Annotated in this window: 16 protein-coding genes; all 16 read right to left on the reverse strand. The window is 52.0% G+C overall.

What is annotated here, in order from left to right; genetic code table 11:
• Nucleotides 1-16: 16 nt before the first annotated feature.
• Nucleotides 17-955 (reverse strand): quinolinate synthase NadA, encoded by a 939-nt coding sequence (gene nadA, locus MHI42_RS20205; RefSeq protein WP_039309543.1) that lies wholly within the window; start codon nt 953-955, stop codon nt 17-19.
• Between the two features lie 211 nt (nt 956-1,166).
• Complete coding sequence (gene ftsH / locus MHI42_RS20210; RefSeq protein WP_171715651.1) at nt 1,167-3,218, reverse strand: ATP-dependent zinc metalloprotease FtsH; 2,052 nt, start codon at nt 3,216-3,218, stop codon at nt 1,167-1,169.
• Between the two features lie 111 nt (nt 3,219-3,329).
• Nucleotides 3,330-3,869, reverse strand: a complete 540-nt coding sequence (gene hpt / locus MHI42_RS20215) for a hypoxanthine phosphoribosyltransferase (RefSeq protein ID WP_039309523.1) — start codon at nt 3,867-3,869, stop codon at nt 3,330-3,332.
• 45 nt (nt 3,870-3,914) lie between these two features.
• Nucleotides 3,915-5,357: a tRNA lysidine(34) synthetase TilS gene (gene tilS, locus MHI42_RS20220; protein WP_342420478.1), complete on the reverse strand. Its 1,443-nt coding sequence runs from the start codon at nt 5,355-5,357 to the stop codon at nt 3,915-3,917.
• 74 nt (nt 5,358-5,431) lie between these two features.
• On the reverse strand, nt 5,432-6,370 hold the full coding sequence (locus MHI42_RS20225; RefSeq protein ID WP_171715653.1) for a serine/threonine protein kinase: 939 nt from the start codon (nt 6,368-6,370) through the stop codon (nt 5,432-5,434).
• On the reverse strand, nt 6,360-7,106 hold the full coding sequence (locus MHI42_RS20230; RefSeq protein WP_042132692.1) for a hypothetical protein: 747 nt from the start codon (nt 7,104-7,106) through the stop codon (nt 6,360-6,362). The genes MHI42_RS20225 and MHI42_RS20230 overlap by 11 nt, the downstream gene beginning before the upstream one ends.
• 897 nt (nt 7,107-8,003) lie before the next feature.
• Nucleotides 8,004-10,511 (reverse strand): stage II sporulation protein E, encoded by a 2,508-nt coding sequence (gene spoIIE / locus MHI42_RS20235; RefSeq protein ID WP_342420479.1) that lies wholly within the window; start codon nt 10,509-10,511, stop codon nt 8,004-8,006.
• Between the two features lie 442 nt (nt 10,512-10,953).
• Nucleotides 10,954-11,457, reverse strand: a complete 504-nt coding sequence (locus MHI42_RS20240; protein ID WP_042132690.1) for a S1 domain-containing RNA-binding protein — start codon at nt 11,455-11,457, stop codon at nt 10,954-10,956.
• 128 nt (nt 11,458-11,585) lie between these two features.
• A complete protein-coding gene (locus MHI42_RS20245) occupies nt 11,586-11,918 on the reverse strand; it encodes a septum formation initiator family protein (RefSeq protein ID WP_171715654.1) in 333 nt (110 codons plus the stop codon).
• 22 nt (nt 11,919-11,940) lie between these two features.
• Nucleotides 11,941-12,504, reverse strand: a complete 564-nt coding sequence (yabQ, locus tag MHI42_RS20250) for a spore cortex biosynthesis protein YabQ (RefSeq protein ID WP_171715655.1) — start codon at nt 12,502-12,504, stop codon at nt 11,941-11,943.
• A complete protein-coding gene (yabP, locus tag MHI42_RS20255; RefSeq protein ID WP_171715656.1) occupies nt 12,501-12,785 on the reverse strand; it encodes a sporulation protein YabP in 285 nt (94 codons plus the stop codon). The genes yabQ and yabP overlap by 4 nt, the downstream gene beginning before the upstream one ends.
• Before the next feature lie 141 nt (nt 12,786-12,926).
• Nucleotides 12,927-13,205: an RNA-binding S4 domain-containing protein gene (locus MHI42_RS20260; protein ID WP_036723951.1), complete on the reverse strand. Its 279-nt coding sequence runs from the start codon at nt 13,203-13,205 to the stop codon at nt 12,927-12,929.
• A complete protein-coding gene (locus MHI42_RS20265; protein ID WP_039309509.1) occupies nt 13,205-13,477 on the reverse strand; it encodes an HU family DNA-binding protein in 273 nt (90 codons plus the stop codon). Before MHI42_RS20265 ends, MHI42_RS20260 begins: the two co-directional genes overlap by 1 nt.
• 264 nt (nt 13,478-13,741) lie before the next feature.
• Nucleotides 13,742-15,241 carry a nucleoside triphosphate pyrophosphohydrolase gene (mazG, locus tag MHI42_RS20270; protein ID WP_342420480.1) on the reverse strand — a complete coding sequence of 500 codons (1,500 nt, stop codon included), beginning with the start codon at nt 15,239-15,241 and terminating at the stop codon, nt 13,742-13,744.
• Nucleotides 15,242-15,315: 74 nt separating this feature from the next.
• On the reverse strand, nt 15,316-16,971 hold the full coding sequence (locus tag MHI42_RS20275) for a polysaccharide biosynthesis protein (RefSeq protein WP_342420481.1): 1,656 nt from the start codon (nt 16,969-16,971) through the stop codon (nt 15,316-15,318).
• A 220-nt stretch (nt 16,972-17,191) separates the two neighbouring features.
• A complete protein-coding gene (spoVT, locus tag MHI42_RS20280; RefSeq protein ID WP_171715659.1) occupies nt 17,192-17,734 on the reverse strand; it encodes a stage V sporulation protein T in 543 nt (180 codons plus the stop codon).
• Nucleotides 17,735-17,986: the final 252 nt, after the last annotated feature.

Consider the following 17,986-nt stretch of genomic DNA (forward strand, 5'->3'; position numbering starts at 1 on the left):
GAAAGAGTAGCGCATGCTACCGGACTTGTAGCATGCGCTCTAGGGAAGTTCTGGCTTTGTCGGCGACAGCGGGCGGTACATAAATCTGCGGCTTCATCGTCTCCAGGCATTTTACCAGTTTCTTTAAATTGTTAACCTTCATATTGGGACAAACCAGAAATTTGGTGGCAAAATGGAATTCTTTATCCGGACTGTCCAAACGCAGCTGATATCCGGTTCCATCCTCAGTTCCCACGATAAACTGCCGGCGGTCCGATTTCCGGCAATACTCTATAATCGAGGTTGTGCTGCCCACATAATCACCCATGGCCACCACTTCAGGACGGCATTCCGGATGTACTACAAATTCCGCTTCCGGATATTTGGCTCTCATCTCCACTACATCCTTGACGGTAAGCATATCATGAGTATTACAGTAGCCTTCCCATATAATCAGCTTCTTGCCGGTCTTATCCTGAACATATTGGCCCAGGTTCTTATCGGGTACCCAGATAATTTCTTCCGCATCAAGCGATTCAATCACCTTCACCGCATTGGCAGAGGTACAGCAAATATCAGTTTCCGCTTTGATCTCAGCGGAGGAGTTGATATAGGTTACTACTTTGGCATTAGGATGCTGCGCCTTCAGCTTGCGGAGTCCGTCCACATTGACCATATCCGCCATAGGACAGCCGGCGCGTTCATCAGGAATTATAACAGTTTTGTTCGGCGCAAGAATCTTGGCGCTTTCCCCCATAAAGTGAACCCCGCAGAATACAATCACATCTGCCTCTGTCTCCGCAGCCTTCTGAGCCAGTAAAAAAGAGTCGCCACGGAAATCCGCTACTTCCTGAATTTCATCACGCTGATAATAATGAGCCAGAATTATTGCATTCCGTTCTTTCTTAAGCTGTTCGAGGCGCACACGAAGTTCACGATTCTGTTCCTGCTTGCGCTCAAGCGCCAGAGCTTCCACGGTCATTCTCCCCCTTATGTCTTCATGGCATATAGCCAGTACATTCTATTAAGTTAATTTATTTAATATTTAATCACTAATGTACACAACGTTCCACCCCCTGTCAATGCGGGCAAGCCGGGTGTAGCTCTATGTCCTGATGTACCTATAGACAGAAAAATCCGGAGAACCTCAGGTTCTCCGGATAAAATTACGATGTTTTATTCAGCGATTAAACCAGACTTCCGCCGCCTTTGTTGCCATCATCCGAACCGTTTCCTTCTTCAGGATCCGGTTTATTCGGAATATCCTTAGACAGATCGCCAAGGAATGGCGGTTCTTCGTCGGATTTGCCTTGAATGCGTACACGTACATCACCGATAGTATCAATTACTGGCTCGCCCGCTTCATGCGTTACTGCCTCTGTTTCTTCCGGTTTGCCATCCTCCGTCAGGTAGCCTTGCTCAATCAATTCTGTGATCTGATCAAGTTCCAGCGTTTCCTTCTCCAGAAGGGTGTTCGCAATCAGGTGCATTTCTTTGGAATGCTTGGTCAGCAGCTCTCTGCAGCGCTCATAGCTGCTGCGGATAAGGTTCTGCATTTCCTGGTCAATCTCGTAAGCAATGGAGTCACTGTAGTTCTGCTCATGTCCGATATCACGGCCAAGGAAGACTTGGCCTTGGGATGTGCCGAACTGCAATGGCCCAAGCTTATCGCTCATTCCATATTCCATAATCATCGCACGCACAATGCGCGTAGCCTGCTGGAAGTCACTATAAGCGCCTGTGCCGATTTCACCAATGAACAATTCTTCAGCAACACGTCCGCCAAGCAATCCGGTAACCTTATCCAAGAGTTCCTGCTTGGTAACGATCATCCGGTCTTCCTTAGGAAGCATAATGACATATCCGCCTGCGCGGCCGCGCGGGATAATGGTAACCTTATGCACCACATCGGCATGCTCGAGGAAGTAGCCGGCAATGGTATGGCCTGCTTCGTGGTAAGCTACAATCCGTTTCTCGCGGTCACTGATTACGCGGCTGCGTTTCTCTGTGCCGACAATAACACGGTCAATCGCTTCATCCACTTCACGCATGGTAATGTCCTTACGGTTGCGGCGTGCAGCAAGCAGTGCCGCTTCGTTAAGCAGGTTCTCCAGATCCGCACCGGTAAATCCGGTTGTACGCTTGGCAATTACGTCAAGCCGAACATCCTTGGTAAGCGGTTTGTTGCGGGAGTGAACCTTCAGTACAGCTTCACGGCCCTTCACATCTGGACGGTCAACCGTAATCTGACGGTCAAACCGGCCTGGACGGAGCAATGCCGGATCCAGTATGTCGGCGCGGTTGGTAGCCGCGACAATGATAATGCCTTCGTTGCCGCCAAAGCCGTCCATTTCAACGAGCAATTGGTTAAGGGTTTGTTCGCGTTCGTCATGTCCGCCGCCAAGTCCTGCGCCGCGCTGACGTCCCACAGCATCGATTTCGTCGATAAAGATGATACAAGGAGCATTCTTCTTCGCATTCTCAAACAAATCACGTACCCGGGATGCGCCGACACCGACGAACATTTCCACAAAGTCGGAACCGGAGATGCTGAAGAATGGAACGCCGGCTTCACCTGCTACCGCACGGGCCAGCAAGGTTTTACCTGTTCCCGGAGGTCCCACAAGGAGTACCCCCTTAGGAATACGTGCACCTACAGCTGCGAATTTACGCGGATCCTTGAGGAATTCCACGACCTCCACGAGCTCTTGTTTCTCTTCATCAGCTCCTGCAACATCCTCGAAGCTGATTTTCTTCTTCTCTTCATTATATAACCGGGCTTTGCTCTTACCGAAATTCATGACCTTGCCGCCGCCGCCCTGTGCATTGTTAAACAGGAAGAAGAACAGGATGAACATGATAACTAATGGAATGATGGAAGAAAGGAATGTCAGCCAGATGCTGTCGCCTTCCATTTTCTTCTGAGTCAGCTCCACGCCATTAACTTCGCTGGCAGCTATAAGTTCATCAAGGGCCCGATCTGTAGGAGGAACATAAGTGGAGAAATTCTTCGATTTAGTCTCAGGTGGCAATTCTTTGTATTCGCCTGTAACCAGAAATGCGTTACCCTCAAACTGAACCGTCAGGCTCTTCACATTGTTGTCCTTGATCTCCTGTCTTAACTCATCATATCTAGGGAAATCGGCGGATTCATTTCCATTGCTTACAAACTGGACAATGCCCACCACGACTAAAAATAAAATCAAATAAAAACCAGAATTCCGGATGAACCGATTCATCCCCTACCTCCTCTCACAACGCTCAAGTTATTGTACCATAGCCTGACCAGACTCCTCAAATTGTCAGGAAATCCAGAAAAGTGATCCTTGAATCTAAGGCTGTCGATTGGTTCATTTGGAATAAATTTCAGGCTTCAGTACACCTACGTATGGGAGGTTCCGATACAGTTCGGCATAGTCGAGTCCATAGCCTACCAGGAAAGCATCAGGAATCACAAAGCCGGTATATTCGGCTTCAAGATTAACTGCACGGCCTGAAGGTTTATCGAACAGGGTGACTACGTTGACGGAAGCAGCATTCCGGCCCTGCAGCATCTCAATCAGATAGCTGAGCGTAAGACCACTGTCGATAATGTCCTCGACAATCAGAACATCGCGGCCTTCAACCGATGTGTCCAGATCCTTGATGATTTTGACTACACCGGAGGATTTGGTCGTACCGCCGTAGCTGGATACTGCCATGAAGTCCATCTCAACGGGTACTGTAATCACTTTAACCAGATCCGCCATAAAGATAAACGCACCTTTGAGTACACAGATGACTAAAGGTGTGCGGCCTGCATATTCCTTGCTCAGCTGGGCGCCAAGCTCCCTGATTCTTTGTTGGATTTCTTCTTCGCTGATCAAGATTTCTTGAATATCATTCTGCAACTTGCGAACCTCCTAAGTTATACTATGAAAGACTTACTTCGACCATTACGTTTCTTCGCCCTGTTCCATGTCTTCCATGGACAGGAGAAGCACCGAGGCCGTGTGCCGCCCTACTGCGGCATGCATCGAGCGCCTTACGCCCGGAATCCAGACGATATTGCCCAAACCATCACAAACGAGGGGAATCGCAGAGCGTTCGGAAGAAGGTATTTTATCATCAATGTAAATATCTTTTACCTTTTTGCTTCCGTTTAATCCCATAACCCTTATGGTATCTCCAGGCAATCGGGAACGGATGGTGAGTGGTAAGACGAGCTCATCGCCGTCAAACCAAGCCGACATCTTCCCAGAGTCCTCCTCCTGTGCAAAAAAATCTTCTCTCTCCAGCACCTTCATCGCCATAACTTTTCCTATCTCCTTCAGGTTGATCCGGGGATGAGGCAAAGACAGAGGGTATGTATAGCTCACCTGCCGAAGCAAGGGCTTGGACGAGAACAAAAGGGTGTCATATTGCCGCATACAGACGAAACCCCCGCCCAAATCCAAAGTCCATACGGTGGGGTGCTCCTGCAGCGTTCCCCGGCGTACAGCTTCAATCTTGGGGAAATCCATCGCAGATGAATCCGCTGACAGATAATTTAATATTAGTTTAATCAAACGCCGTTGTAAAGCGGAGGGTAGGGCCGCAAATGAAGCTCTCTTCAAGGTGTATTTTCCATGCTCGATAAAAACAAGCTCTTCGAAGCATTTTGCCGCATTCGCCTCCATATATTCATCTTCCGCACCGGCAATTTCAGACAGCTGCAGCAGTGATTGTCTCACTCTCGGATTATGCTGTTCAAGCAGGGGCAATACTTCCAGCCTGACCGCGTTCCGCTTATACTTCATAAGCAGATTGCTGGCATCCTCCGCGTAAGCAAACCCCTCTTCCCGGCATAAGCCGACAAGAGCTGTTTTGTTAATACGCAGGAAGGGGCGGATGAGTTCCACCTTTTTTTCAGTCCGTTTCCAGCGCATGCCTGCAAGCCCCGAAGGACCACTCCCCCGCAACAACCGCATCAGCACGGTCTCGGCCTGATCATCGGCATGATGGGCCAGTGCGACAGAACGTGCATGGTAACGGTGCGCGGTTTCAATCAGAAATTGATAGCGTTTCTCCCTTGCCGCTCCTTCGGGACCCAGTCCTATATCCTTGACCATGGATGGAATATCAAACTCCGCGAGCTCAAAAGGGATTCCCAGCTCAGCCGCCAACTTCCTGACAAACTCCGCCTCTTCCGCTGATTCGGCTCTGAAGCCATGATTCACATGGGCACAGACCAGAGTTAATGGCATCCGGTTTACGGCTATCTCGTGCAAAATACGCAAAAGAGCCACAGAGTCCGGCCCTCCGGAAACTGCGACTACAATGGTGTCATGGGGCTGCCACAGTTCATGCTCAGCCGCAGCTTCCAGTACGGATTCCACCAGTTCTTTCATTTGTTCCATATGCGGCATCCTTTCTTGCAGATCACTTGCCTGTCTTGCTCCGGAATTCCAGCACCCTGGTATTATGTATAATTTCAAAAACGGAATACCCAGTAGATCGTAAAGGCCAGCAGAAATAAAGACAGCGCAAACGCATTTTTGAGCCAGCGGGGAGTTGCCATCGTATCCTTTCCCGTCTTCCGTGCTCTGTATATCTGACTTCTCCAGATCTCCGCAGCTTGTGCGGAACCGGGAAAACCGCCTTTGAGTGCCAGACACAGCCAGGAGGCCAGCTTCTTGTCAGGCAGATTTCTGGCCAGCTTCAGCAGTTCATCCACACTCCGGGTCTGCGGCAGCTGCTGGGCTGCGGACTTCAGACCTTCTTCATTAAGCAGGCGCAGGCACAGTACGGCAAAAGCAAACAGATCATAGTTCTCGTCTCCCGTCCGGCTGCCGGCGTTCCAGAATCCGCGGTCATGCCATTCGGTAAACTGCTTCACACTGCGTCCCAGGGGACTCGCGCCTCCGTAGTCAATCAGCTCGGCTTCCCCGTAACTGGATACCATGACATTCTCCGGCTTAAGGTCTCCGAACACAAAGCCGCACTCATGCAGGGTCTGCAGCTTCTCCAGAAGCTTCATGCCGACAAGCCCCAGCCAGGACGCCCCGTTCCTGGACAAAAAATGATGCAGCGGTCTGCCCTCCACATAACGCATCACGTAGAAAGGAGTATGGTCCCTATCCTTGAAATCATCCGATTCCAGCAGGTAAGAGGACAACGGTGACTCCTTGCGCGCCCGGTGCTCGCTGCGTTTACGGCAGGATTGCAGAGAGGTCAGTACATTGATCTCTGACTGCAGCTCCAGCGTATCGTATCCAATTTTGAGCGCATACCGCTCCCGCCGGCCTTCCCGCTGCACAAGATATACGGTTCCGTTTGCCCCTTTCCCCAGCATCCGCTCCACAACATAACGGTTCCCCCGCCATTTGCCGGTAATTACAGTGCCTGCCGGATAGGGTGGATTAGACGACATACCCACCAATCATCCCTTCTCTTGCCTCGTCATCCCCATTCACAAGATAGTCACGAGGTTCATCCAGTTTATCATAACGGTAATGTTCGAGCACCTTGAAAATAGCCGGTCCTGTCGGAGTAGCCCCCCGCATCTTCAGCCTGGAGAACAGTGAGCGGACTTCCGATACATTCCGCGTCCAGTCCATATCCAGCACGGCATCCTCACTGCTGGAGTGTCCGGGGAAATGGAACACGGCAAGCTCGCTCCGCCCTTCCCGCGCTTCCAGACTGAGTGCCAAATCACGGATAGCATCCTCCACAGCACCCAGCTTGGGCTTCATGCTCGCACTTGCATCAATTAAAAGGGCAATGCGCAGCGGAGAAGTCTCGGTCAGCTCATCGACAACCGTAACCACCTGTGACCGCTGCTGCGGAGGCAGTTCTTCGAGGGAACCCTCGCCGAGAATTTTTTTTACCTCTTTATTAACCGCCTGCTGGATCGTCTGAACCACGGTCTTGCGGGTCATCATCTGAATGGTCTGCGCCAGCTGCGACGTTGAGGCAATCCGGCTGAGTCCGCCTCCCGCTTTGGCAATATCAGCGATCTCCCGGCTTCCGAGTTCACCAATCGTTCCATAGTCCACGACACCTACGACATTGACCGTAATGCCTTCCTGCCGGGCATGCGCCGCCGCAAGTACCGGACTTTCCCCCACATTCGAACAACCGTCAGTAATGAGCAGAATCTGCTTCATGACCGTTCACTCCCCTTTGCCTTGTATCTAGTTCTAGCATATCCAAGGTAGAGAGATTTCAAACGCCGCTTAGCGGAGCTTCAGATAAATTAACGTAAGGCCGGGGAACTGCAAGAAATATTTGGACTTCTGATCGCTGTTGTCCCCGGATTTATTAAATTTGTTATAAGGTGCAAATCCGGGGACAAAGGCGAACGCTGCCGCTTCTACAGTTCCAAAATTCCTCTCCGTTCCTTAACCTCACGATAAGACCAACAATCTGAAGCAATCGCCGCTGAGTCAGCGGCGGTTGAAACGGGGCGGGTGGATCGATGGAGTGCACCCGCCTATTGAAACAAGATTTCTTAGCCCACAGGCCACAGCCAGAGGAATATTTGGAACCTCCAGTGGTGATCAACGACTTAGCTGTTGCTGGAAATCTGGTATTTGCTGCAGCTGAATTGATACGTTTCCTGCAGATAACTATTAAGCGCCCGCTATCGCTCCTCCAGTCTGAGGTCTAAAAATCCTGCACCAAATACAACATTTCCCTCATAAAATCATTCTAAATCGGATATTGTTGTACGAAATGCAGGATTTCTCAGCTTCCAAGCCATTTAGCGGAGCAATTGTTGTAATTCATACAACAATCCTACTAAACACCCGGGTAACGCCGAATCAAAGCTGTACTACGTACAACAATTTCATGCCTGAACCGAGACGGACCAGGGCTGCCAGTGGTTCTTGAATCCCATGGCAGCGTGCCGGAACGAAAATAGAGGAAACTTAAGAATCCCACTTACTGCATGGACGTAATCCTTACTCTGCAGGGGGAGCGTTTATCGGCTGGCCACAATTTTTAAGTTCAGCTTATACAGATAATAATGAAAGAACAGTGTCAGGTGAATGATAGGTTACCTAACTAACTGTACGTGGTCTCTCCATACGACCCACGCCCGGCATATGCAGGCTGGACCACTCCGGATGGAAATGATCAACACGACTGACGACAATCGTCATATCATCATGGATTTCATTGCCCTGGTAACGGATTACCTTATCCAGCAGGCTGTCGGCCATATCCTGAGGATCATCACCTTCCAGCTCCTGGATCAGGCGTTTCATCCATATCTCTTTATTAACGGCATATCCGGGCGCATCATAAATACCATCGGTCATCATAATGAGAATATCCCCGGGACGCAGCTGCATGGTGACCAGGTCCACTTCGATATCTTTAATAATTCCAATCGGCAGATTGCTGGCTGTCACCGGAATAACCTCGCTGCCCCGCCGGATAAAGCTTGGTGCTGACGCGATCTTCATGAAGATGGTCTGCGCCGAATATTGATCGATCAGCGCCATATCCACGGTCGCATAGAATTCATCCGGGGAACGCAGCAGCAGAATCGAATTGACGGACTTGACCGCCAGCTTCTCATCCATCCCGGATTGCAGCAGCTTCTCCAGCATGGATAGCGCAGCGCTGCTCTCCATCCGGGCCCGCTCGCCGTTGCCCATTCCATCGCTGATCGACACAGCAAAGGTGCCATTTCCGAGCTCCACCGTACTGAAGCTGTCGCCGGACATTATGTCGCCTCCTTTGGCAGCCCCGGCTACGCCGGTATTGATTTCATAAGCTTTGGCCGAACCAAAAGTCACCATGGATAAGCCTTCGCGCGGGTGCACCGCTGTTTCACTTACCACCGCAATATTCTCCTCCAGGATATCGGAGAGCAGCGGGGCAATCATTTTGCGGCATTCGTCAAAGCCCCGGGTATAAGCATGCACTACTTCAATTTCTACCCGCCCGGGATCAAGGCTTAGAATTTCTATAGTGTGAATTGACAGGCCCAGCTTCTCCAGAGCCTCGCGAATCTGTCCCTCCTGGCGGTACATCGCCTGGCCCTCCCGCTTGATCTCCTTCGCCAGATCCTCCATAACCTGAGAGACCCCGGATAATTGCTCGGCAACAAATTGGCGGCTGTCGTATATTTGCCGCTTCCAGCGCATATCATGCTGATAGAGTTCATATTGGCCCTTCATTACTTCCAGCACTTCGCCCGTCTTGCCGCAGATCCGGTTCCATTCCGGAGGCAGCTGGGCCGCTGTAATGTCGGGGCATTCCTCCACAGTAGTCATCATATCGGTCATATATCTGTATGTCTGATAGAACTTGGCATCCCAGCAGTGAGTACGCCGGATGCAGCCGGCGCAGGCTCCTTCCGTTACCGTTTTCATAAAATCCTCCATTTCACGGTCGCTTTTACCTGCTTCCGTGGCACGGGGAATTTGACCAAAGCTGCTGGAGAGCTGACGGAATACCTGAGAGAACTGGGTAACCCGGTCTGCTGTAATATCCCGCACTCTGCGGGCATATTCATGTTGAGAGCGGCTATGATCAGCAGTGCCCGGTACATATTTGGCAATGGCAGAAATAATGCCTTTAGGTGTCAGAAGAAACAACACTACGGCCGCGCAGGTCTCCCAGGTGGAATTCATCACATCGCCCGGTCCCATGAAATATACCGACAATATGGTTGAACCGAGCAGCATCCCGATAGAGACGGCCCCTTTGCGTCCGGACTGCATCATTCCCGCCAGCATACCGGAGAAGGCCAGCAGACTCATCTGATAAATGGCACTTACATCAGCCAGACTGAGGATCAGTCCGGTGACGACACCGACGGCTGCCCCGAGCGGGGCTCCACCGGCAAGGGCAAAGAGCAGAATGAGGAAGCGCGATAAAATATGCTCCAGAGAAAGGCCGTTTACCGTCCACCCGACCAGGCCTGTCATCACGGAGGCCAGCAGAATAATCAAGCAGAGGACCTCTTCGTTGCGAAGCGCCCTGCTTTTTTGCTTATAAGTGAACACCGGAAGCGCCTGCAGGAATACGAGCGTCAGCACAAACCCAAGCAAGGCATCAATCGTTGCCATCATCAGCGGATACCAGGCCAGCGTCGGCCCGATCACCACCCGGAACAGTCCCACCATAAAAGAAGCCACGAATACCATCAGCGGCGCATAGGACAGATCCACCCGCTGGAAGTTTTCCATTCCTTTATAAATTAGATAAAAGATAATCAGCTCTGCGGCAACCACTATAGCACCGGGAAACGGGGTAAAGAGACTTCCGAGCAGAATAGCCGCAGCCACAGGCAGCGTAGAGTCCCTGCGCATAAATACAATGACGGCGAAATAAGCGGCAGCAAAGGGAGTCAGCTCGTCCAAAATCATGGCACGGCCCAGTAAAAAGCCCATCAGACTCAGCAGCATTGCCCACTTCTTGACCGCGATGAACTGGAGGACCGGCTGTCTCATACTCCACGCCTTCAGACGTGTACTCCAAGCTTCCTTCTGAATCTTGTCTTTGCTTCCTGCTCTTGTCCACTCCGGCAAATTCACCACATTGCTTTTACTCATTCCCCTGCACCACCCGTATAAGAATTTATGGTTCTCATTATATAGCGGGGGTCTTATGAAAGTTTGTCAGAAACAGAGAGCAGGCTGTAAAAATATTCCGACAAAAAAGCCTCTGCCGACATTTTATGGAAAAACCTTTCTAACCCTTACGGAGCCAAAGGTTAGCCCTTGCCGGGGCTGGCCATGACGGCGGACGTTGCCGGTGCCCGCGCATACATTCGTCAGCGATTGCCCTAGAGTTATGTGAGAATGGCTTGGATGCTGTCGGCAATTTGTTTGTGGCCGACAAAAAACAGCCTGGCTGCGAATCCTACACTGAAGTTAATGCAGAGCTTACTGCCATTGCGGAAAAATTCCAGGAATTGGACTATTACCAGGACACACAAAAAAACCGCGAAGGGCATGAAGCCCCAGCGGTTATTTATGATGTGCAAGACTCAGATTATACGCGCTTGGCTCCACGGCCGCCGCGCTTTCCTTCTGTGTTCTTCTTGATCGAAGATATCCGTTCTTCGCTGTCTTTCAGGAAGCGTGACATTTTATCCTCGAATGAAGGTTTACCGGCTGCAGGCTTGAATGGACGCCCACCCCGTTCACGATTGAATCCACCACCGCCGCCTCCGCCACTGCCGCCACCACCGCCGAAACGGTCTCCACCGCTTGGACGTTCTGGTCTTGGAGCTCTGGGGGGACGTACTTCTGACGCCGGCTTATCAACGGCCTGCTTAATGGAAAGTCCGATCTTGCCGTCCTTGTCAACATTGATCACCTTGACGGTTACTACATCCGCAATCTTCAAATGATCGTTAACATCCTTGACGTAGTTATCGGCGATCTCCGAGATGTGAACGAGACCTGTGACACCTCCTGACAGATCCACAAATGCTCCGAAATGCGTGATGCCTGTCACCTTGCCCTCTAACTTGGTGCCCACTTCAATTGCCATAGAATAAAATGATCCTCCCTTAAAAATATACAGACGAATATTAAGTTCATCCTGTCTGCGGTGATTTGATTATACAGTAAAGAAGAAAGCAAGGCAACAGAGCGAAAGCCCCTTTTAGCCTGCTTTTATTACTCAGATTGCTCTGTGCGGATAGGTGATTCACCTTCTGGATACATATTATACCATTTACGCGCTAATTGTCCGATATACTCATCATCATTCAGCCGCGAGACTTCATATTTCAGTTGGTTGAGCGAAGCTGTGACACTTTCATTGCTCTGCTGCTTCTTCGCAAGCTGTTCAGTCTTGTCGGCAATAGCTGAACTCTGGGCAAAGAAAGTAAACCCGGCCCAGCCGAAGAATACCGCCACTACAAAAATCCATATAAACTTTCTTCTCTTCGCGCCTGCGGCCGAAGCCTTATGGTTATCATTCTTCTCTTCCGCAGAGAATCTGTTCATACAGCGTACCCCCAGTTCAAGATCAGCGTTTCCGCCATCCCGATATCCATTTAGTGATCCTCACCATCCTGGCACTGTGATAGAACCGGGAAAGATACGGAGAGACCCACCTTACAGGAAGTACCCAGATTGGCTTGGTTAGACGCAGCAGCAGCTTCAAAATATAGAGCAGGATCCGGCCGAGCAGCAGCAGCGTTCCCTTCACAAGGCGCCACAGCCAGAGAAGCGGCCATCCGATCACGATCTCAATACATCTCCATAGCATCCTGCACGTATACTGAACCGACTGAATTAACATTAACACAAAACGCCGCACCGTAACACTGAAGATCAAAAAATAGATCCATACACCTAGAAAGAGTCCGAGAAAGACATAAAACCTCAATTGTCCCTGATTTCCGGCATAAAGCATGCGAAAGACGAACAGGGCAGCCGCTATCCAGTACAGCAGATCCAGCAGCGCATTCAGCCATTTGGGAAAGCTCAGCTTCAGCGACAGCACCCGGTAGCTGTCATAGGCCAGTCCCATGGCTGTGCCGGCCAGCACCATATAGAGCAGGGTGATCCATTGGACCGCGGGATTCATTTGAACAGCTTACGGAGAATCCCTTTATTTTTGCCCTGCGTACCGGGGTCCAGATAAATCAGGGAATGAACATTGCCTTCAAGTGACAACAATCCATTCTCCAGACTTAAATTTTTGATATGTAAATGATTTCCCCGAATGGTGAGATGGCCGAGTTCCGTACGTAGCAGAAACTCCTCGCTGTCAAAGCTCTCTACATTCTGCACGCCCGTAAGTTCGACCTGTTTACGGCTGTGCATGTGCAGATCATGTTGTTTATTGACTTTGGCTGGCTCGATCATAGCATGTACCCCTCCTTCTTGGTTCTAATCTATGACGGAAGGACAGGGCATAGAACATGAAGGAGTGCCATGCATCGTAAAAAAGCGCAACTTCACATAGAGTAAAGTTACGCTTTCGGTTACTGCCTTTGAATATCTGCCTTACCAGTCGAGTCCGGTGCTTTTGGCCACAGGCTCTTCACGGAGCAGGGTATACATTCCGGCGGCCTCGTCCTTACGGGTGGTCTCCACCAGCTTTTCGACTTTGACCGTCACAAGCTTTTGGCCGAACTGCACGGTAATCTCGTCACCGATCTTCACAGTGCTGCTCGGTTTGGATTCCCGTCCATTGATCAGTACCCGGCCCTGTTCGGACACATCCTTGGCCACGGTGCGGCGCTTGATCAGACGGGAAACTTTCAGGAACTTGTCCAGACGCATTAGTTAACGGCTTCTTTAAGCTTGTTACCTGCCTTGAAGGCCGGTACAGTCGATTCAGGGATTTCAATAGGTGTGCCCGATTGCGGGTTACGGCCCGTACGGCCGGAACGTTTGCGGGTTTCAAAAGTACCGAATCCGATCAGCTGCACTTTATCTCCGCTTGCCAGAGCTTCTGTAATTTCGCCCAGAACCCCGTTGAGTACTGCTTCTACATCTTTTTTGGCCAATCCGCTTTTTTCGGAAATGTTGTTTACCAGATCTGTCTTGTTCATAATTTGAAGTTCCTCCTAGGATACAAAAAATAAATGAAAATCAGTTTGCTGGCAGAAATTGCCGCAAAACGTCATTTCGTCTTTATGATATTCTTGATTCTACCCTCAATTCCTGCCATGATCCGCCGTTTTTTTAAAAAATGTAACATCTGGCGGGAGAACCGGGGCTTATAGCACTATAACATTATAAACCTCTCTTTGCATTTCAAATCAGAGATTTAAGGTCCTGTTCACAGCATTACCGTTTCTCCGGCACTGTATACCCTACTGGCTCCGCTCTTCCGTCTTGGCTTCCTGCCAGAGGGCTTCCATCTCTTCCAGACTACTGTCTTGAACACTAGTACCTCTATCAAGCAGCCGCTGCTCAATGTACTGGAACCGGGAGATAAACTTGCGGTTTGTGCGGGTCAGCGCTTCCTCCGGATCGGCATCGATGAAGCGGGCTACATTGGTTGCCGCGAACAGCAGATCACCCAGCTCCAGCATTTGCTCCTCGGCAGACAGTCCCGTTTCAATGGCTTCCTGCAGTTCGTCGACCTCTTCACGGATTTTGGCCAGGACATCCCCGGTATTATCCCAATCGAATCCCACCTTGGAGGCCTTCTTCTGCAGCTTGTAAGCCTTCATCAGTGCAGGCAGGTCACGGGGAACCCCGCTGAGCGCGGATAGCGCTTCAGGCTTCACGCCTTTGCGCCGCTTCTCTTCGGCCTTCATGCCGTCCCAGTTCTGCAGCGCCTCCTCGGCATTGCCGGCAACCTGGTCCCCGAATACATGCGGATGGCGGAAGATCAGCTTATCATTCAGCCCCTCTATTACATCATAGACGCTAAATGTGCCGAGCTCCTCTTCCATCTGGGCATGAAGCATAATCTGGAGCAGCAGGTCGCCCAGCTCTTCCTTCATATGGTCCGGGTCATCCTCGTCAATCGTTTCCAGCACCTCATAAGTCTCTTCGATCAGGTTCTTACGCAAGGATTCATGGGTCTGCTCACGGTCCCAGGGACAGCCTTCCGGGCTCCGCAAAATATCGACAATCTCATGCAGCCGGGCAAACGTACGCTTTCGCGCATCCTCTGCAGGGTTGATTGGTACATACACCAGCGAGAGGTTGCCGTATCCGTCCAGCCGGTCCAGCTCATACAGCGGCACACGCAGAATCTGCTCCTCGCCCTCTACACCGAGAGCATGTCCGACAATTACTTCATACTCCGGCGGATACAGTTCCATCAGGCAGAGCTTGGTTTCTGATGCAGTGAAGCTGTCATAGACCTGTCCGATCAGCGTGTGCAGCTCCGGGTGGAGCTGGGAGCTGCGGATGCCCGAAGCATCCAGCAGCTGAAATCCTTCAATCGGATCAAAGCCCAGACGGACGAACGCCTCATCAAGGAAGCTCTCGCCGCCGAGGATATTCAGCTCAATGCCGGCCTCCGGGCAGCGCTGGCGCAGCAGGGATACAGCGGATTCAGCAACCATGGGATGTCCCGGCACGGCATAGACGATTTCTGTGCCTTGCGGAGCCGCTGCTGCCTTCTCAATCAGGGTGGCCGTAATGGCTTCGTAGACCTCAGGGAAGGAGGATAACGATTCATACAGCCCGTCGAAAGACTCCGAAGAAATCTCAAGCTCAGCCAGTGCAGCCATAGCGGGATGCTCTGCGGTCCGCACGTAAATGGCGGATGCCGCCTTGAGCTTCTTGATAATGCCCAGTGTCAGCCGGTCCGGATTGCCGGAGCCAAGACCGACTACCGTTAGTATTGCGCTCATGCCTGTCTACTCCTTTCAGGGCATCTGCCTGCTGCTCGTGCAGCCGGTGGCCCTATGTAAATTATTAGTAAGCCTTATGGGAACAGGCGCAGCTTCTTCAGCTTGTCCGCCAGCCGGGGGCCGAAGCCCGGAAGCTGGCGCAGTTCGTTCTCGCTGAGCAGCCGCAGCGCCACTGCGCCGAGTGCGAAGACGGCGCAGCCTGCGAGCACGCCGAGCAGGCTCTGCGCCAGCGCAGCGGTCCGCCCGCCGCCGAAGCCGGCCGCGTCCGCCGCTCTGCCCGCGGCGAGGCTCACGGCCGCGGCAACCAGCCCCAGGCCCGCGAGCAGCGCTGCGGGCTTCAGCAGGGCATCTGCGAAGCGCAGCCGCAGATAGCCCTGGCGGTACAGCAGCAGCACGTTCAGCGCTGCTGCGAAGAGATGTGCGGCCCCGCCGGCGCTGGCCGCACCGGTAATGCCCTGCTGCGGGACCAGCAGCAGGTTCAGGGCCGCCTTAAGCGCAGCGGCGGCCAGAAGGTGCAGCGCCGGCGCACGCACGGCGCCAAGGCCCTGCAGCAGCGCGGCGGAGATGATGCTGACCGTACCGCCGGCGGCGGTGAAGGCCAGCCAGGTCATCGCGCCGCTGCCGGCAGCGTCCCCGTACAGAGCCGTGTTAACCGGCTCTGCAAGAACGGCCAGGCCTACGGACGCGGCCAGCCCGAGGAGCCAGAACCAGCGCAGCGACAACGTGATGCGCGTGCGGATAAGGTCCTCGTTCCGCTGGAATTTCGCTTCCGCCAGAGCCGGAATGAATACTACCGACAACGAGGTGGCCAGCATGGTTACGATCTGGACGAGCGGCAGTCCGCGGTTATAGATGCCGAACTGGGCCATAGCAGCCGTCTCACTGCTGCCGCTTCCCGTCAGCAGACGGGGAACCGTGAACACATCCACCAGGCCGATCAGCGGCACTGCCAGAGCGCCCAGCATCACCGGCAGTCCGTAAGCCAGCAGCTTACGGGCATTCGCGCCGCGTTCCGGGCGGACTTCAGCTGCGGCTGGTTTCCCTCTGGCCGGAACATGAGGCATGACATCCTGCAGCCCGCGGCGGCGGTAACTGCGCCAGTAGAGGAGCATAACAGCCAGACCTGCCAATCCCCCGCCCGCAGGACCGAGCAATGCGCCGGCGGCAATACCTGCCGCATCGGCACCGGCCGCTGTCAGATAGAGCAGCAGTGCGATCATGACTGCCACACGTACCGACTGCTCTACGACCTGTGACACCGCAGTCGGCATCATATTATGCAGCCCCTGGAAGTAACCGCGCAGAGCAGCCATCAGCGGTACTACTGCCAGTCCCCAGGCGCTGCTGCGCAGAGCAGGGGTAATATGGGAGTTGCCGACCCACACAGCAATAACCGGAGCTCCGGTATAGACCAGAACCCCGAGAATCAGTCCGGAGACTGCTGTAATGCCCGCTGACAGGCGCAGCACCCGCCGTCCTTCCTGATCATCCTGCGCAGCAGATGCCTCTGCTACGAACCGGGAGATAGCTGCAGGCAACCCCAGCATGGCCACCGTGACCAGAATCGTATATAGCGGATAGACCGTATTGTAGATACCGAATGCTGCATCACCGCCCAGGTTCTGCAGCGGAATCTTCTGCAGGGTGCCAATCAGTTTCGAGAATATAGCTGCCGCGCTAAGAATAAATGCCCCTTGCAGCAGCTTCGAGCCTTGTGTGTCCGATTTCATGATATACCTGCTTCTACAGCGTGACTGCCATTTTATTGAACGTGAACTTAAGCATGTTACCATAAAGTCCGCATTCTTAAGTTCATCCTATTAGAATGAATTTCTATATTATAGCTTAAGTATGCCTGTAAGTGGAAATGGCTTCGCGGATACAACAAAACCCCGCCATTTCCTGTGGATTCATACCCAGAGGATAAGCGGGGTTCTATAGGCCAATCTCTTACTGCTCCATTTGCTTGCCCAGGAAGGCTGCGGCTGTTTCAGCCATCTTCACTTCCATCTGCGCCATTTTCACCGTGTCATCCTTATTCAGCAGTACTACACAGCCGATTGGATCTCCACCGGAGATAATGGGTGCTGCCACATAGCTGGATAGCAGCTCCGTGTGGTCTTTGCTGATGTCGTAGCTGCCTCCATTAGTCTCAAGCACCGTTTTACGGCTTTCCATTACCTTCTCCAGCAGCACGCCAACCTGCTTCTCCAAATAATCCTTCTTGGAGCCGCCGGCGAGTGCGATGAAGGTGTCCCGGTCCGTAATCATGGTAATATGCCCTGTTCCCTCATACAGTGACTCCGCGTATTCTTTAGCGAAATCACCCAGCTCGCCGATCGGAGAATACTTTTTCAGTATAACTTCACCGTCACGGTCGACGAAGATTTCCAGAGGGTCTCCTTCCCGAATCCGCAAGGTGCGTCTAATCTCTTTAGGGATAACAACTCGTCCGAGGTCATCAATACGGCGTACAATTCCAGTAGCTTTCATTTCACATGTTGCCCCGCTTTCTTAAGAAGTATGGTCCAACTACTGTCCATTATGGGAATGGTTAATCCCAGTGATTTATCGTAATATCTGACCATAGTATTCATCTCTTCCCAGTTCCTTATACATCCAAGCCGCCTGTTTAAAATAGTTCATGCAAAATCCCAGCACTCCAGGCGCATCATTCCAGTTATGTTCTTAATTTCTCCATTCTATACCTGCTCCAGACGGGTCAAAAAAAGCCGCCTGATGCTT

Source organism: Paenibacillus sp. FSL E2-0178 (assembly GCF_038593005.1).
GTDB classification, from domain to species: Bacteria; Bacillota; Bacilli; order Paenibacillales; family Paenibacillaceae; genus Paenibacillus_AQ; species Paenibacillus_AQ phytohabitans.

Excerpts from the sequence above, each read along its gene's own strand:
- yabP (WP_171715656.1), bottom strand. The coding sequence starts at position 12,785 with ATGATCGAGCCAGCCAAAGTCAATAAACAACATGATCTGCACATGCAC.
- spoIIE (WP_342420479.1), bottom strand. The coding sequence starts at position 10,511 with ATGAGTAAAAGCAATGTGGTGAATTTGCCGGAGTGGACAAGAGCAGGA.
- mazG (WP_342420480.1), bottom strand. The coding sequence starts at position 15,241 with ATGAGCGCAATACTAACGGTAGTCGGTCTTGGCTCCGGCAATCCGGAC.
- MHI42_RS20230 (WP_042132692.1), bottom strand. The coding sequence starts at position 7,106 with ATGAAGCAGATTCTGCTCATTACTGACGGTTGTTCGAATGTGGGGGAA.
- MHI42_RS20265 (WP_039309509.1), bottom strand. The coding sequence starts at position 13,477 with ATGAACAAGACAGATCTGGTAAACAACATTTCCGAAAAAAGCGGATTG.
- spoVT (WP_171715659.1), bottom strand. The coding sequence starts at position 17,734 with ATGAAAGCTACTGGAATTGTACGCCGTATTGATGACCTCGGACGAGTT.
- ftsH (WP_171715651.1), bottom strand. The coding sequence starts at position 3,218 with ATGAATCGGTTCATCCGGAATTCTGGTTTTTATTTGATTTTATTTTTA.
- MHI42_RS20225 (WP_171715653.1), bottom strand. The coding sequence starts at position 6,370 with ATGTCGTCTAATCCACCCTATCCGGCAGGCACTGTAATTACCGGCAAA.
- tilS (WP_342420478.1), bottom strand. The coding sequence starts at position 5,357 with ATGGAACAAATGAAAGAACTGGTGGAATCCGTACTGGAAGCTGCGGCT.
- MHI42_RS20245 (WP_171715654.1), bottom strand. The coding sequence starts at position 11,918 with ATGAACAGATTCTCTGCGGAAGAGAAGAATGATAACCATAAGGCTTCG.
- yabQ (WP_171715655.1), bottom strand. The coding sequence starts at position 12,504 with ATGAATCCCGCGGTCCAATGGATCACCCTGCTCTATATGGTGCTGGCC.
- MHI42_RS20260 (WP_036723951.1), bottom strand. The coding sequence starts at position 13,205 with ATGCGTCTGGACAAGTTCCTGAAAGTTTCCCGTCTGATCAAGCGCCGC.
- MHI42_RS20240 (WP_042132690.1), bottom strand. The coding sequence starts at position 11,457 with ATGGCAATTGAAGTGGGCACCAAGTTAGAGGGCAAGGTGACAGGCATC.
- MHI42_RS20275 (WP_342420481.1), bottom strand. The coding sequence starts at position 16,971 with ATGAAATCGGACACACAAGGCTCGAAGCTGCTGCAAGGGGCATTTATT.